A 14,436-nucleotide genomic window follows, 5' to 3' on the forward strand; every position below is an offset into this window, starting at 1 on the left:
CCAGCCAATCATCCTAGCGAAGCAACCTACTCACCTACTCACGCCTACTTCACTTCCGGCAACTCGCTCTGCCCGTCGAACTTCTCCGGCAGATCGATCGCCGGCGTCGGCTCCAACGCGGGGTCTCCATCCGCCTCGTCCGTCGCAGCGTTCGGATCCACCGGCGTCGGCACATTAGCTCCATCGCCGTTGACCTGCTCCGGCTGAATTTCTTCGACTGGCGGAAGCTCCATGGGCGGAGCCCCGTTCAGCCGAATCTGCCAACCGCCGCCCAAGGCCCGGTTGATTTCCACCAAGCTGCGAGCCACGGTCCCCTCGGACACCGCGAGGGCGTCCTGTTGCTGCACAAGGAAGAGTTCGGCGACGAACACGCGGCCGAAGTCTGCCTGACCGCCCTGGTACAACTCGTTCACGAGGTCGCGTGATTGAGCCGCCGCGGCGACGCCGGTCCGCAAGATGCGAACCTGCTCCTGAGCTTGCAAGAACTGGACGATCGCGTCTTCCGCTTCGCGATTCGCATCGAGCACCGTCTGTTGGTACAGCGATACCTGCTGCATGAAGCGGGCCTCTTCCGCCGCGACCAAGTTGCGGATACGGCCGTAGTTGAAAATATTCCAGCTGAACGTCGGGCCGGCATTACCGCCCGTAGCGCTGGACAGGAACAGGTTTTGGAACTGGCTGGCCCGGACGAAGATCTGGCCGGTGATCGAGAACGCCGGGTAGAGGTCGGCCTCGGCGACGCCGATCAACGCACTTTGCTGAGCGACCAACCGTTCCTGGCGACGCACGTCGGGACGGCGGCGAACCAAGTCGGCCGGGATGCCAAGCACGACTTCCGCGGGCGCCGTCGGAATCGGACGAATGCCGCCCGGACCGGCGAGCATCGCTTTGATGTCTTGCGGCGGCATGCCCATCAGCGTGCAGAGGCGGTTCTCGGCACGACGCAGGTCGGCTTCGAACTGCGGAATCGTCGCTTCCGTTTGCGAGACGTTGGTAACGGCTTGCGACACGTCGAGCTGACTCGACACGCCCGCCTGTTGTTTGTCTTCCGCCAAACGCAGCGAGCCGCTCTGGCTCTCGACGTTCTGGCGAGCGTAACGAAGCCGTTGCTCGAGCGTCCGCACGTCAACGTACGCTGAAGCGACGTCGGCGATCAGAATCACGAGCACGTCGTCGTAATCTTCAATCGAGGCGTCAAGCTGCGCGTCGGCCGCTTCGATCGACCGGCGGAACTGACCCCAGAAGTCGAGTTCCCATTGGAACTGCGTGCCCAAGGTCCACACGCTGAACTCGCGTGAGATGCCCGGCAAGCCGCCGCCGCCGCCGCCGGTGAACCCGACCTGCTCGCTCAACAGGTTGCGTTGGTAACCGCCGAAGGCCGTTTGCGATTGCGGAAACAGATTGCCGCGAGCGTACGCATCGAGCGCGCGGGCTTCCATCACGCGGAAACCGGCCTGCCGCAGCGTGAGGTTTTGCTGCGAGGCGGTTTGAATCAGCTCGTTGAGAATGGGATCGTTGAACGTCGACCACCACGCCCAGTTGTTCTGCGGCTGGCTGATGACGCGCGCATCCGCGTAATCAATCCAGTGCTCGGCCACAGGCGCGGCCGGCTTGCAGTAGTTCGGGCCGACTTTGAACCCGTTCTGGAAATACTCTTTGCAGCTCGTCATGCAGCCGCTCATGAGCGTCAGGCACGAGAGCCCCCAACAGGCGGCAACAACCAGGGGATGATGGCGGCGCGGGCCGCCTCTCGGTTGTTCCGTGGAGCGTCGAAAATCCATTTTCGAGTACCCAAAGGGGTCCGGGTCATACAGGCGATGACCAAAATATCGGCAGGGTGGATTAGCCGGGGGCAGCTCGAAACAGCTGTAACACTTGATCCCACTAGGGGATGCGACAAACAACCGCTATAACCGCGCAAGTTTGACAGGCGATGAGAGCCTGGGACGACCTTATGGACGGGCGCGTCCGTCCGGTAGCTGCTAGCAGTGAGAGGCAATGCCCCACGAATTGCACTCCCCATCCCAAGCCCGCCCATTGAGCCACAGGCCGCGCCCCCTACCAAACAGCTTCCGCCGCTCGCCCCCACAGCGAAACCCCGCGCCTCGTCACTATCCTCCACGCCTTGCGGCAACCGCTCGCACCCCGCCAATTGCATGGCAAACCCCGCCGTCGCTCCTTACGATGGAGGTCTCCTCACCGGAACTCCCGCGGCCTCGCTCACAACCAATCCCGCTGGCGTACCTCTGTCTGTACTACCAACGAACTGAACTTCATGCGCCAACGGCCCCCTGCTTCCGCAACCGACAACGCTCGCCGTCTCGGACTTGAACTCCTCGAACCTCGCTGGCCGCTCGATGCGTCGATGCTTCGCATTACGGAGATCGTCGCCTCAAACGACGAGAGCCTCCACGACTACGACGGCGACTCTTCCGATTGGGTGGAGATTTTCAACCCCGGCGCCGAGGCGGTCGACCTGAGCGGGATGAAGCTCACCGACAACGCCAACAACCTCTCGAAGTGGACCTTCCCCGCCGGTTCGTCGATCGCCGGCGGCGGCTTTCGGATCGTCTTCGCCTCCAGCAAGAATACGGTAAAGCCAAACGGCGAGATTCATACCAGCTTCAACCTCAGCGCCGACGGCGAATACCTCGGCCTCGTGGCCGCCGACGGCTTGACGATCATCGATCAGTTCGCGCCGAAATTCCCCGCCCAGACCGAAGACGTCTCCTACGGGCGCGGGATGACTGCGCTCGGCTCCAGCGTCACCCTCATTGACGCCGGGGGCGCCGCGAAGGCCTGGGCGCCGACCTCCAGCGTTTACGACGCGACCTGGACGAGCGTCGGCTTCAACGATGCGGCCTTCAACATCGTCGGGCCCACTGGCCTCGGCTACGAAAACAATCCCGGCGACGCGGTCAACTACGTCGCCGACATCGCCACGACAGTTCCCTCGGGCATCGGCTCGCTCTACGTCCGCATGACGTTCGACCTCGCCAATTTTTCAGGGATCCATCAGCTCAAGCTGCGGATGAAGTACGACGACGGCTTCCGCGCCTATCTCAATGGCGTGGAGATCGCCGAATCCAACGCCCCCGACGTCACCCGCTGGGATTCGCAAGCGACCGCCGCTCATGACGACGCGCAGTCGAAGCTGTACCAGGAGTTCGACGTTAGCGCCGCGATTCCGCAGCTCCGCCTTGGCCAAAACGTGCTCGCCATCCACGCCCTCAACGTCGCCGCGGGCAGCGACATGCTGCTCACGCCCATCCTCGTCGGCTTCGGCGCACAAATCACTTCGCCGGAGACCATCGGCTTCTTCGAAACGCCGACGCCTGGCTACGCCAACATCGCCGCACCGACCGCCGGTTTCGCCGGCAGCCCCACGTTCAGCGTGCCGCACGGCCTGTACGACGCCGCACAACTCGTCTCCATCACTAGCGCCACCCCTGGCGCCGTCATCGTCTACACCACCAACGGCTCGACGCCCACAGTCAACGCCGCACTCGTGCCGACTAACGGCACGCTCTACACCGGCCCGATCACCATCGCCGCCACGACGACGCTGCGGGCCATCGCGTTCAAGACCGGCTTCAAGCCGTCGTTCATCGAATCGAGCACCTACCTCTTCCTCAACGACGTGATCAATCAGTCGCCGCTGGGGCAAGTCCCCGCCGGCTGGCCCGCGAGCGGCGTTAACGGCCAACAGCTGAACTACGGCATCGATCCCGACATCGTCAACCTGTACGGCGCCCAGGCGATCAAGGACTCGCTGGCCTCGCTCCCGTCGCTGTCGATCACCACCGACTTGGCGAACCTCTTCGACCCGTCGACCGGCATCTACGTCAACGCCTACAGCGACGGCCGCAGTTGGGAACGCGCCGCATCGGCTGAACTGCTCAACCCCGACGGATCGGAAGGCTTCGCCGTCAACGCTGGCCTGCGCATCCGCGGCGGGTACAGCCGCACCGGCGACAATCCCAAGCATTCGCTTCGCCTCTACTTCCGCAGCGAGTACGGCGACGGCAAGCTCGACTACCCCCTCTTCGGCGACGAGGGCGCCAGCGAGTTCGACGTCATCGATCTCCGCACCGATCAGAACTACTCTTGGTCGTTCGACGGCAATCCGCTCAATTCGTTCGTTCGCGAAGTCTTCGGTCGCGACATGCAGCGCGAACTCGGCGACCCCTACACCCGCAGCCGCTACTACCACCTCTACCTCAACGGCGTTTACTGGGGGATCTACCAAACTCAGGAACGCGTCGAAGAGTTCTACGGCGAAACCTATCTCGGCGGCGACGAAGACGACTACGACGTCGTGAAGTCAGGCTGGAACGACGGTCTCGGCTACCAGATGGACGCCGGCAACGACGCCGCGTTTCAGCAACTTTACCAATTGGCGCAGAATCTAGCCGTCAACCCGACGACGAACGCCAACAACTACTACACCCTGCAAGGACTCAACCCCGACGGCACGCGCAACCCGTCGCTTCCGGTGCTGCTCGACGCCGATAATCTGATCAACTACATGCTGATCATCATTTACACCGGCGGCTACGACTCCAGCCTTTCACGCTTCCTGGGCGATAATCAGGCGAACAACTGGTTCGGCATTTACAATCGCACCGCGGCGGACGAGGGCTTCCAGTTCTTCATTCACGACAACGAACACTCGCTCGGCGCTGAGGGACAAGGGCACGGCACGCAAAACATCGATCGCACCGGCCCCTTCAACAACGGCAATCAAAACAGCCTCTACTACTTCAATCCGACCTATCTCCATCAAGATCTGCTGTCGCACCCCGAGTACCGACAGCGGTTCATCGACAAGGTTCAGGAATATTTCTTCAATGGCGGACCAATGACGCCGCTGGCGAGCGTCGCTCTGCTGAACCAGCGCATCGCGCAAGTCGAACCCGCCGTCATCGCCGAAGCAGCGCGATGGGGCGATTCCAAGGTGGCCGTCCCCTACAACAAATCAACCTGGCAGACTGAGATCAACTGGCTGCGTAACACCTACTTCCGCAGTCGCAGCAGCACCGTGCTGGGGCAACTCCGCGCGGATGGCCTGTACGTTGCGATCCCCGCGTTTAGTCTCGCGTCCAATCGCGTTCCCTTTGGCTCGCTGCTGTCGCTCGCTTCCGTCGGCGGGGGAACGATTTACTACACGACCGACGGCCAGACCGATCCGCGACTGGTTGGCGGCGCGATCAACCCCTCAGCCGCCGTTCAGCCCTTCCTCAGTCCGTTCGCCATCAACGGCAACGTTACGATCCGCGCGCGATTCCGCACCTCGACGGGGGCCTGGTCGCCGCTGGTCGAGATGTCCTACACAGCCTACCTCGCCGGCGATTACACGGGCGACGCGGTGGTCGACGGGGCCGATTTCCTCGCCTGGCAGCGCAGTTACGGCGAAGCCGCAACCCCGATCGGCAGCGGCGCCGACGGCTCGCAAGACGGCGTCATCAACGACGTCGATCTCGACATCTGGAAAGCTCGGTTCGGCGACGTGGCGCCCAGTGCCGCGTCCACAAACGCCGCTGCCGTCAGCGCCTCTGCCGCGTCGCTGCTCGCCGAGGAAGAGACGCCAACGCCCAGTGCCGCTGTCGCCGACGAGGGCGATTCCCTCCCGGTCGACGCCGCATTCGCCTCCCTTGCGGGTTGGCGGACGGAATCGTCACTGCCGCCGAACGCCCCATTGCTCGCCATCCGCCGCGAACGCTGGCTCGACGCTCCCTCGCGACGCGCACATCAAGCGTTCGATCAATCGTGGCCGCCGCGTCTCCGCTGGCAACACGCATCCAGTGTCGGCCTTATCGAAGAATTGCCCGCCGACGAGCTCGATGCTTCCGCAGCGACGGAGTTGGAGCTTGAAGAGTTCGACGCCGCATTCGATGCATTGCCGGCGATCTAATCTTCCAAGTGCAACAGCGGGAAGGGTCGCCCGGCGCCATCCACAGGCGACCGACCGCAAACGCGAAAGCCCAGCGCCTCGTAGAACCGCAGCGCCGCGGGATTCTGTTCGTTGACGTCCACCGTCAATGGCCCCTTCAACCGTCGCGCATGCTCCACCAGCATCCGCCCGCCGCCGCGCCGGCTGCTGCTCGGTGCGATAAATAACGCCTCAAGCTTGGCGCCATCGAGCCCCATGAAGCCGAGCAGTTCGCCGCCGTCGCCGCCCAGCACCCACAACTCAAGCGCCGGCAACGCCGCATCGCGCACCTCCGGCCGCAGCGCCGCAATAACTTCCTCGCTCAAGAAAGAGTGCGTCGCCCGCACCGACGCCTCCCAAATCTCCAGCAATCGCCCCCAGTCGGCAGGCCGGCCCTCGCGAATCAACATCGTTCCCCTCATCGCGCTGAATCGATCAAGCCGCGCCCAACCCTCACGAACGACGCGCCCGCCCCACTCCCGGCCACTCCGACTCGTAATAGTATTCCCAAAGTTCCGGCTTGGGAGCGAGTTTGACGGCCAGCAATTCGTCGTCATCCAACTTCCGCCCCGCGGCAACGTCGTATCCAAACAGCCGCTGCCCCGCCACCTCAAAGACAAGAATATTTCCGCTATCGTCCCACGCCAACTCCTCGTGGTATGCAATGTCGCGCCGCGGCGCAAAATCCGGCGAGATGAAGACGCGCCTGCCGTCGACGTAAATTGAATAGTTTCGATCGATGTGATCGGACCTGACGACCCGCGCCGTGTGTCGCCCGTCCGGCGACTTCGCCGTTTGGAGCGTCGTCCACCAGAGGCCGCCAACCGCGAGAAACGGCGCCGCCAGCAGCAGGCAAACCGCCAATCCAATCCCGAACGCCTTCACCAGCTTCGTCAAATACTTCATGGAACATTCCAATACTTCATCCAACATTCCAACGCAGCGTCCGCCGACCTTCGCTGAACGTGACCACCGCTATGACAAGCGCCGTCGACTCGATATCGGCGATAGTCGGCATCAAATGGTCGAAGGAGGCAAGCTTCCGCCTGCAAGCAGCTATCCCAAGGCTGGTCGCCGCTCCGGCCCCGCATCGCGCGGCCATTCGCTCGGCCAAATGTAGATGCAGAAAAAAACCGCCATCGCCAAGACGCTTCCCAAAAACAACACCACGGCCCACAGCGCCTTCTTGTCCGCCGGCACGCGTTCGGTGTGGTACAGGTAGAGCAAGTAGACGACCAACAGACCGATCGCGATGAACGCCGTCAGCAAGTGCAATGCGAAGATCACCAGCATCCCGGCCGGAAGCCCAGAGGTCACGGGATTCTGATTCGGTTGCAACTGCAGCGAGCCGACGACCAGCGTGAAGAAGAGCACGACGCAAATAAATGGATAGACGAGCGGCCAAATCGTCAAACCGCCCAGAATAATCTTCGCCGGCTTACCGAGATCCATCGCAAACGCCTCACGGTGAACAGTCCATCAAACAAGATCGACTAGTATACACGCCCCGCTGCACGACGACGCCTGCTCCGAGCACGTCACCCCAATTCGAACGAAGTCACTCCAAACAACTTCGCCAACTCCACTGCCGGAGCAGCCCCCGTATACATCCGCGCCGTCTCAAACACCGGCGTCATTCCCAGTTCACTCGCCAAACTCAACGCCGCTCGATTCGGCTCGGGCACATCCAGAAACAGCGTCGCCCCCTCCCCTGCATGCTTGGCGGCCGCCGCATAGAGCTGCCGCGCCACGTTGAGATCATCCGCCGCCAATGGCCCGATCTTCCAACCTTGGCGGCATGGCCGCACGACGACGAACCCGCGCACGCCATTCGCATCGACCGCCGCCCAAGCCCCGGCCTGCAACTGCGGCAACCACGCCGCCAGAAACTCTTCGCGCGACGCCGGAAAGACCGTCCGGTCGTATGCGGCGATATCACGCAGCGCGACTTCGCCTACCGGCACGATCTCGCAGCGCGACGGCGTTCGACCGAGCACGCTCCCCTCGCCAACTGCGGCTCCCTCGTAACGCACATTGCGATGAGCCAACCGAAACCCCGACTTGGCGTAGTTTGCCTGCTGCGCTACGACGCCATCGAGCCCAATGTTCCGCCCAGCGAGCCGCTCCATCGCCGCCCGCCACAACTGCATTCCATACCCACGTCCGCGCACGTCCGGCCGCACGATGTAAAACCCAATGAACCCGAACGCGTCGCCATAACGCACCGCCGAGATCGTCCCAATCGCCGCTCCGCCAATTTCCCCCACCAAAAAGCCGCCACCGTCGGTGGCGAAAAAACACTCCGCATCACACAGCCCCGGATTCCACCCTTCTCGTGCCGCCCAATCGAGCGGCAACGCCATCTCTTCACGTCCCAGCGCCCGAATCTGCAGCTCACCATCCATAGCCATCGCCCATCGAACCTGCTCAACATCGGCGACAGTTTTACCCGCCGCGAACGCGTCTTCACCAGCGGAAATTTCTGGAAACTTTATTGCTGATTTCGGCCACCAACTTTGCTAGGCTGAATGCCGAACACTGAACACACGAACACACCCGACGAAGACCTTAAATCGAGAAAGGCGGGGCGCACTAAACTCGGTCGCTCCTCGCCTCCAGGTCAGGATCATCGAAAGCTTTGAGTGGCGGCCGCTTTCCCAATAGCACGAGCCGAGTAAGGACGTACGTGCCACCAATGATGCTGACGACGCTGGCCAGAAGCATCACCGGAATCATGAACAGAAGCATAATGGCGACTGCAATCGGCATCACCGCGATGCAGGCCGCCTTATGTCTCAATGCCATGCCTCTCCACTCAGATCGCCCTCTTAGCTGTGAGTAAATGAGCAGGGAGGTAATCGCCGAGGCCACCATGAAATAAAGAATCGCCCCTACCATACTCCGCATTCTAACCGCCCACGCAGGAACGCAAACGCGTCCGAGACAAGCCAGACGACACGCCAACTCCAGCGGCAACAACAACTTAGAATTCTGTCGCCAAAAATAGCATCCGCGACAAAAAGGCGGCCAACGACAAAATGGCCGCTCAAAATGAGATTCGCCGTCTCACGATGAACCGCGACTCGTGCCGCCGGCCATTCATGGTCCGTGGCACAACCAACACGTTGCGCGCCTCAGCAGAAAAACCCTCGGGAAAACCAGCTTCCGCTGCGAGCCACAATCAACTGGCACGCCAAATGCAATTCCGTTCATCCACGATCGCCGAGTTGCCTGCCGGCCATGATCGCACGGTTCACGACGAGCACAGTTGAGAAGAGCACTGTTGAAAGGATTTCCATGGCCGCAGCAGACACCATCGTCGACAGCGAACTTGACGACCGCGAACTTCGTCACGTAATGAACGAACTATCCCGCGAAGAGCAAGACGGCGCTCAGAAGGTACAAGTTTTCGCCGAACGGCTCCTCAACGTTTACAATGACGCCGCGCTGGCGCTGATGATTTCCATCGGCCACCGCACGGAACTGTTCGACAAGCTTGCCGACCTCGATCCATCGACCAGCACCGAAATCGCCGAGGCGACCGGCCTCAACGAACGTTACGTCCGCGAATGGCTCGGCGCCATGACCACTGGCGGCGTTGTTTCGCACAACCCGCACACGCATCGATACTGGCTTCCCGCTGAGCGGGCGGCCTTGCTGACCAGGGCCGCGAGCCCCAATAACCTTGCTTCCGTGGCGCAATGGTTCGCGGTCCTGGGCAGTGTTGAAGATAAAATTGTCGACGCCTTCACGCACGGCAAGGGCGTTCCCTATTCTGCGTATGGCCGCTTCCACGAAGTGATGGCCGAGGAGAGCAACCAAACTGTCGTCGGCGGACTCGACAACCATATCCTCCCGCTCGTGCCGGGACTGATTGAAGAATTACATCGCGGCATCGATGCGGTCGACGTCGGCTGCGGTCGCGGCAAGGCGCTGATTCACCTGGCGAAGCGTTTTCGGAACAGCCGCTTCACCGGGGTCGACTGCAGTGAAGAGACGATTCGCGAGGCAAACGCAGAAGCGGCGGAGTTCGGGCTAACGAACTTGAAGTTCGAATGCACCGACGCCGCGAAGTGGGACGCGACCGACGACTTTGACTTGGTCCTGGCGTTCGACGCGATCCACGATCAGCCGGCGCCAGACCGCGTGTTGGCGAACATCCGTCGCGCCCTGCGAGCCGACGGCCTGTTCCTGATGCAAGACATCGGCGCCGCCAGCTGCGTCCACGGCAACATGAATCACCCCGTCGGTCCGTTCCTCTACACAATCTCCTGCATGCACTGCATGAGCGTGTCGCTGGCCGGCGGCGGCCCGGGCCTCGGCGCCGCGTGGGGCAAGGAACTCGCACTGCAAATGCTCGACGAAGCCGGCTTCAACGACGTCCGCGTCGAACAACTACCGCACGACATCATCAACTATTACTACGTAGCGTATCCCTCCCCCTAGCCCCGGGCTCCGCCCGAGGGTGAGCCTCCACCTCGATAGACATCGTCGTAAGTAACGCCACCCCCTGGCTGAGCCAGGGGCTAAGAACACGATAACGAATCGCCATCTAACCAAGGAACTCTAAACAAAAACCAAGCAAGCCAACCGTAGCTCGCCGCTCTGGCGCCGACGTGGATTCTGGACACCATTGATTGATAAGCATCCTGCGTTTCCTACAGGGGGGCGCGACGTCGGCGTCAGAGTGGCGGGCTACGCCAAAGGAACTGGAAGAGGCTTGCCATGTGACGTTGCGAATCTTTCGGAGCGACTCGCGGGGGCGCCGCGAACGACACCAAGAGACAGATTCTCCCCCAGCAGTCGATCCGTTAGAATCACCGCAGCGGCGTCGCCGAAGTCATTCGGCGGCGTCGCTCGCGGTGTTTTTTCGTTTCATCGTTCGATCTAGCAGCGAGGCAACCGTCGTGGCGTCACCCGGAGAACGTTTTCGCGCTGCCCTCGAAGCAGAGCGTCCGCTGCAAGTCGTCGGCGTCATCAACGCCTACGCCGCCTTGCTCGCCGAGCGGGCCGGCTTCCGCGCCCTCTACCTCTCCGGCGCCGGCGTCGCCAATGCTTCGTTTGGTCTGCCTGATCTCGGCGTTACGAACCTCGCCGAAGTCTGCGAAGACGCCCGCCGCATCACCAGCCGCACCGACCTGCCGCTGCTCGTCGACGCCGACACCGGCTTCGGCTCGGCCCTCGGCATTCAACGCACCGTCCGCGAGTTCGAACGCGCCGGCGTCGCCGGGCTCCACCTCGAAGATCAAATCGCCGCCAAACGCTGCGGCCATCGCCCCGGCAAGGGACTTGTCGACGCCGCCGAGATGTGCGATCGCGTGAAGGCCGCCGTCGACGCCCGCCGCGACGCCGCGTTCGTCATCATGGCCCGCACCGACGCGGTCGCGAGCGAAGGCGTTCCCGCCGCCATCGACCGCGCGAACCGCTACGTCGCCGCCGGCGCCGACATGATCTTCGCCGAAGCCCTCACATCGCTCGACGACTACCGCAAGTTCACCGCAGCGGTGAAGGTGCCCGTTCTCGCAAACATCACCGAGTTCGGCAAGACGCCGCTGCTGACGACCAAGGAACTCGCTGCGGCCGGCGTGCGGCTCGCCCTCTACCCCCTCTCGGCCTTCCGCGCAATGAACCGCGCCGCCGAGTCGGTCTACGCCGCGATCCGCCGCGACGGCACGCAGCAAAGCGTCGTCGACCAGATGCAAACGCGCGAAGAGTTGTACACGGTGCTCGACTATCACCGCTATGAACACCTCCTCGATCAGCTCTACCCGGAGAAATGAGCGATGGCAGAGAGTCCGATCCAATCTGGCCTTCGCGGCGTCGTCGCGGGGACGACCAGCCTCTCGACTGTCGGCGCAGGCGGCGACAACCTTCGCTACCGCGGCTACGACGTCGAAGACCTTGCTCAGCATGCCGTCTTCGAAGAGACCGCGTACCTTCTCCTCTACGGAGAACTACCGACGCGCAGTGAACTCGACGCATTCGAGAAGCGTCTCCGCGGCATGCGAGCGCTGCCGACGCCGCTACGGGATGTGCTCGAACGGATCCCTGGCGACGCCCATCCGATGGACGTTCTCCGCACCGGTTGCTCGACGCTCGGCACGCTCTATCCCGAGCAAAGTTTCGCCGAGCAAGACGCCGCGGCCGAGCGGCTGCTCGCCTCGCTCCCGTCGATGCTTGGCTACTGGTATCGCTTCACACGGTTCAACGAACGCATCGACACGGCCACCCCCGACGCCACGATCGCCGGCCAAGTGCTGCGGCTGCTCACCGGCCGCGAACCGAGCGACGAGCACCGCCGGTTCATGGAAGCGTCGCTCACGCTCTACGCCGAGCATGAGTTCAATGCCTCGACGTTCACCGCCCGCGTCATCGCCGGAACGCTCTCGGACTTGTACTCGTGCGTCACCGGCGCGATCGGCGCCCTCCGCGGCCCGCTCCACGGCGGCGCCAACGAAGCGGCGATGGCCCTCATCGAGCAATTTCGCGAACCTGCCGAAGCGGTCGCCGCCGTCCGCGCGATGCTCGCCCGCAAAGAAAAGGTGATGGGTTTTGGCCACGCCGTCTACAAGCACCGCGACCCGCGGAACGACGTCTTCAAGCAATGGTCGCATCAGCTCGCCGCCAACGCCGCGGACGGCTACTTGTATCCCGTGTCGGAAGCGATCGAACAGCTAATGCGCGACGAGAAACGGCTCTTCTCCAACGCCGACTTCTACTGCGCGAGCGCGTACCACTTCGCCGGCATCGAAACGCCGCTGTTCACCCCGCTATTCGCCGTCGCCCGCGTCAGCGGCTGGTGCGCCCACATCAAAGAGCAACGCGCCGACAACAAACTCATCCGCCCCGCCGCGGATTACATCGGCATCGACCACCGCAGTTTTGTGCCAATCGACAAACGATGAGCGACCAAGTGAACTCGATCGCCAGTCTAGACTAGCCCCGCATTCCTTTGCGCCTTCGCGCCTTTGCGTGAGACATTCTTAATTTAGATCTCACGCAAAGGCGCGAAGGCGCAAAGAAGATGGTTCTGGAATTCAGCTAATGTCCGCTCACGATTACAAATCCGCCAAGCGTCCCGCTCCCGATCAGCTCTTCGTCGATATCGCCGACTACGCGCTGAGCGCTCGGATCGACAGCGACCTCGCTTACGACACTGCTCGCTACTGCCTGCTCGACTCGCTCGCCTGTATGTTCCAGGCGCTCGATTACCCGGCGTGCACGAAGCTCCTCGGCCCCGTCGTTCCTGGCGCCACGCTCCCCGGCGGCGCGCGGGTGCCCGGCTGTAGCTGGGAGTTGGAGCCGGTGATGGCGGCGTTCAACATCGGCGCGCTCGTCCGCTGGCTCGACTTTAACGACACGTGGCTTGCCGCCGAGTGGGGGCATCCTTCCGACAACCTCGGCGCCATCCTCGCCGCTGCCGACTACGCCAGTCGCCGCAACCGCGCGGCCGGCCGTGCGCCGCTCACGATGCGAGACGTGCTGACGGCGATGATTAAAGCTCACGAGATCCAAGGCGTGCTCGCGTTGGAGAACAGTTTTAATCGCGTAGGGCTCGATCACGTGCTGCTCGTTCGTATCGCCTCAACTGCCGTCGCGACGCAACTCTTGGGCGGCGATCGCGAGCAAACGCTCAATGCCGTCTCGAACGCCTGGATCGACGGCGGCGCACTCCGCACCTACCGCCACGCCCCCAACACCGGCTCGCGCAAGAGCTGGGCCGCTGGCGACGCCACGAGCCGCGCGGTGCGGCTCGCACTCATCGCCCTCACCGGCGAGATGGGCTACCCCGCCGCGATGAGCACGCCGACGTGGGGCTTTCAGGATGTTCTGTTCAAAGGCAAGCCGGTAACGCTCGCCCGCCCGCTCGCGAGTTACGTGATGGAGAACGTCCTCTTCAAGATCTCGTTCCCCGCCGAGTTCCACGCCCAAACCGCCGTCGAAGCAGCCATGCGACTTCATCCCGCGGTGCGCGATCGGCTCGACCAGATCGAATCGATCACGATCGAAACGCAAGAGCCGGGCGTGCGGATCATCGACAAGACCGGCCCGCTCGCCAACCCCGCCGACCGCGACCACTGCATCCAGTACATGGCCGCCGTGCCGCTGATCTTCGGTCGCCTCGTCGCGTCAGACTACGACGATGCCGTGGCCGGCGATCCTCGCATCGACGCGCTGCGAGCCAAGATGCGCGTCGTCGAGAACCCGACGTTCACGCGAGACTACTACGACGGCGACAAACGCTACATCGGCAACGCGATCCAAGTAAAGTTCGCCGACGGCACGCAAACCGAGCGAGTGGAAGTGGGCGTCCCCATCGGCCACCGCGAACGCCGCGCCGAGGGCATTCCGCTACTGCTCGAGAAATTCGAGCAGAGCATCGCCCCCAAACTCGGCGCCGAGCGGTTCAAGAAACTCAACGCCCTCTGCAGCGACGCGAATCAACTGCAAGCCACCGCCGTCGACGAGTTCCTACCGCTAGTGACCGCGTGAGTCACTCGAGC

Annotated in this window: 10 protein-coding genes; 5 read left to right on the plus strand and 5 right to left on the minus strand. The window is 62.8% G+C overall.

The window, feature by feature from the left end; all coding sequences use genetic code 11:
• Positions 1-44 precede the first annotated feature (44 nt).
• On the minus strand, positions 45-1,670 hold the full coding sequence (locus PLANPX_RS24130; protein WP_172992303.1) for an efflux transporter outer membrane subunit: 1,626 nt from the start codon (positions 1,668-1,670) through the stop codon (positions 45-47).
• A gap of 605 nt (positions 1,671-2,275) precedes the next feature.
• Between PLANPX_RS24130 and PLANPX_RS24135 the strand changes: the two genes are divergently transcribed.
• Positions 2,276-5,914 carry a CotH kinase family protein gene (locus tag PLANPX_RS24135; RefSeq protein ID WP_152101192.1) on the plus strand — a complete coding sequence of 1,213 codons (3,639 nt, stop codon included), beginning with the start codon at positions 2,276-2,278 and terminating at the stop codon, positions 5,912-5,914.
• Here PLANPX_RS24135 and PLANPX_RS24140 read toward each other — a convergent pair.
• From PLANPX_RS24140 to PLANPX_RS24155, 4 genes are all read right to left on the minus strand, one after another.
• Positions 5,911-6,342 carry an acetyltransferase gene (locus tag PLANPX_RS24140; RefSeq protein WP_152101193.1) on the minus strand — a complete coding sequence of 144 codons (432 nt, stop codon included), beginning with the start codon at positions 6,340-6,342 and terminating at the stop codon, positions 5,911-5,913. The genes PLANPX_RS24135 and PLANPX_RS24140 overlap by 4 nt on opposite strands.
• Before the next feature lie 43 nt (positions 6,343-6,385).
• Complete coding sequence (locus PLANPX_RS24145) at positions 6,386-6,838, minus strand: hypothetical protein (protein WP_152101194.1); 453 nt, start codon at positions 6,836-6,838, stop codon at positions 6,386-6,388.
• 150 nt (positions 6,839-6,988) lie between these two features.
• Positions 6,989-7,384 (minus strand): hypothetical protein, encoded by a 396-nt coding sequence (locus tag PLANPX_RS24150; protein WP_152101195.1) that lies wholly within the window; start codon positions 7,382-7,384, stop codon positions 6,989-6,991.
• 86 nt (positions 7,385-7,470) lie between these two features.
• Positions 7,471-8,343, minus strand: coding sequence for a GNAT family N-acetyltransferase (locus tag PLANPX_RS24155; protein ID WP_152101196.1), 873 nt, complete (start codon positions 8,341-8,343; stop codon positions 7,471-7,473).
• An 886-nt stretch (positions 8,344-9,229) separates the two neighbouring features.
• On the opposite strand from PLANPX_RS24155, the gene PLANPX_RS24160 reads away from it, so the two are divergent.
• The 4 genes from PLANPX_RS24160 to PLANPX_RS24175 all read left to right on the plus strand — a co-directional run bounded on the left by PLANPX_RS24160 (position 9,230) and on the right by PLANPX_RS24175 (position 14,425).
• A complete protein-coding gene (locus PLANPX_RS24160; protein WP_232536232.1) occupies positions 9,230-10,378 on the plus strand; it encodes a class I SAM-dependent methyltransferase in 1,149 nt (382 codons plus the stop codon).
• 461 nt (positions 10,379-10,839) lie between these two features.
• Positions 10,840-11,712, plus strand: coding sequence for a methylisocitrate lyase (gene prpB / locus PLANPX_RS24165; RefSeq protein WP_152101197.1), 873 nt, complete (start codon positions 10,840-10,842; stop codon positions 11,710-11,712).
• A 3-nt stretch (positions 11,713-11,715) separates the two neighbouring features.
• Complete coding sequence (prpC, locus tag PLANPX_RS24170) at positions 11,716-12,837, plus strand: bifunctional 2-methylcitrate synthase/citrate synthase (protein ID WP_152101198.1); 1,122 nt, start codon at positions 11,716-11,718, stop codon at positions 12,835-12,837.
• Positions 12,838-12,976: 139 nt separating this feature from the next.
• Entirely contained in the window at positions 12,977-14,425 is a 1,449-nt protein-coding gene (locus PLANPX_RS24175) for a bifunctional 2-methylcitrate dehydratase/aconitate hydratase (RefSeq protein ID WP_152101199.1), read from the plus strand.
• Positions 14,426-14,436 lie beyond the last annotated feature (11 nt).

Origin of the sequence: Lacipirellula parvula, assembly GCF_009177095.1 — a bacterium.
GTDB lineage: Bacteria > Planctomycetota > Planctomycetia > Pirellulales > Lacipirellulaceae > Lacipirellula > Lacipirellula parvula.

What these genes read in the sequence shown, in the direction of transcription:
- PLANPX_RS24130 (WP_172992303.1), bottom strand. Translation starts at nt 1,670, where the DNA reads ATGACGAGCTGCAAAGAGTATTTCCAGAACGGGTTCAAAGTCGGCCCG.
- PLANPX_RS24135 (WP_152101192.1), top strand. Translation starts at nt 2,276, where the DNA reads ATGCGCCAACGGCCCCCTGCTTCCGCAACCGACAACGCTCGCCGTCTC.
- PLANPX_RS24140 (WP_152101193.1), bottom strand. Translation starts at nt 6,342, where the DNA reads ATGTTGATTCGCGAGGGCCGGCCTGCCGACTGGGGGCGATTGCTGGAG.
- PLANPX_RS24145 (WP_152101194.1), bottom strand. Translation starts at nt 6,838, where the DNA reads ATGAAGTATTTGACGAAGCTGGTGAAGGCGTTCGGGATTGGATTGGCG.
- PLANPX_RS24150 (WP_152101195.1), bottom strand. Translation starts at nt 7,384, where the DNA reads ATGGATCTCGGTAAGCCGGCGAAGATTATTCTGGGCGGTTTGACGATT.
- PLANPX_RS24155 (WP_152101196.1), bottom strand. Translation starts at nt 8,343, where the DNA reads ATGGCTATGGATGGTGAGCTGCAGATTCGGGCGCTGGGACGTGAAGAG.
- PLANPX_RS24160 (WP_232536232.1), top strand. Translation starts at nt 9,230, where the DNA reads ATGGCCGCAGCAGACACCATCGTCGACAGCGAACTTGACGACCGCGAA.
- prpC (WP_152101198.1), top strand. Translation starts at nt 11,716, where the DNA reads ATGGCAGAGAGTCCGATCCAATCTGGCCTTCGCGGCGTCGTCGCGGGG.
- PLANPX_RS24175 (WP_152101199.1), top strand. Translation starts at nt 12,977, where the DNA reads ATGTCCGCTCACGATTACAAATCCGCCAAGCGTCCCGCTCCCGATCAG.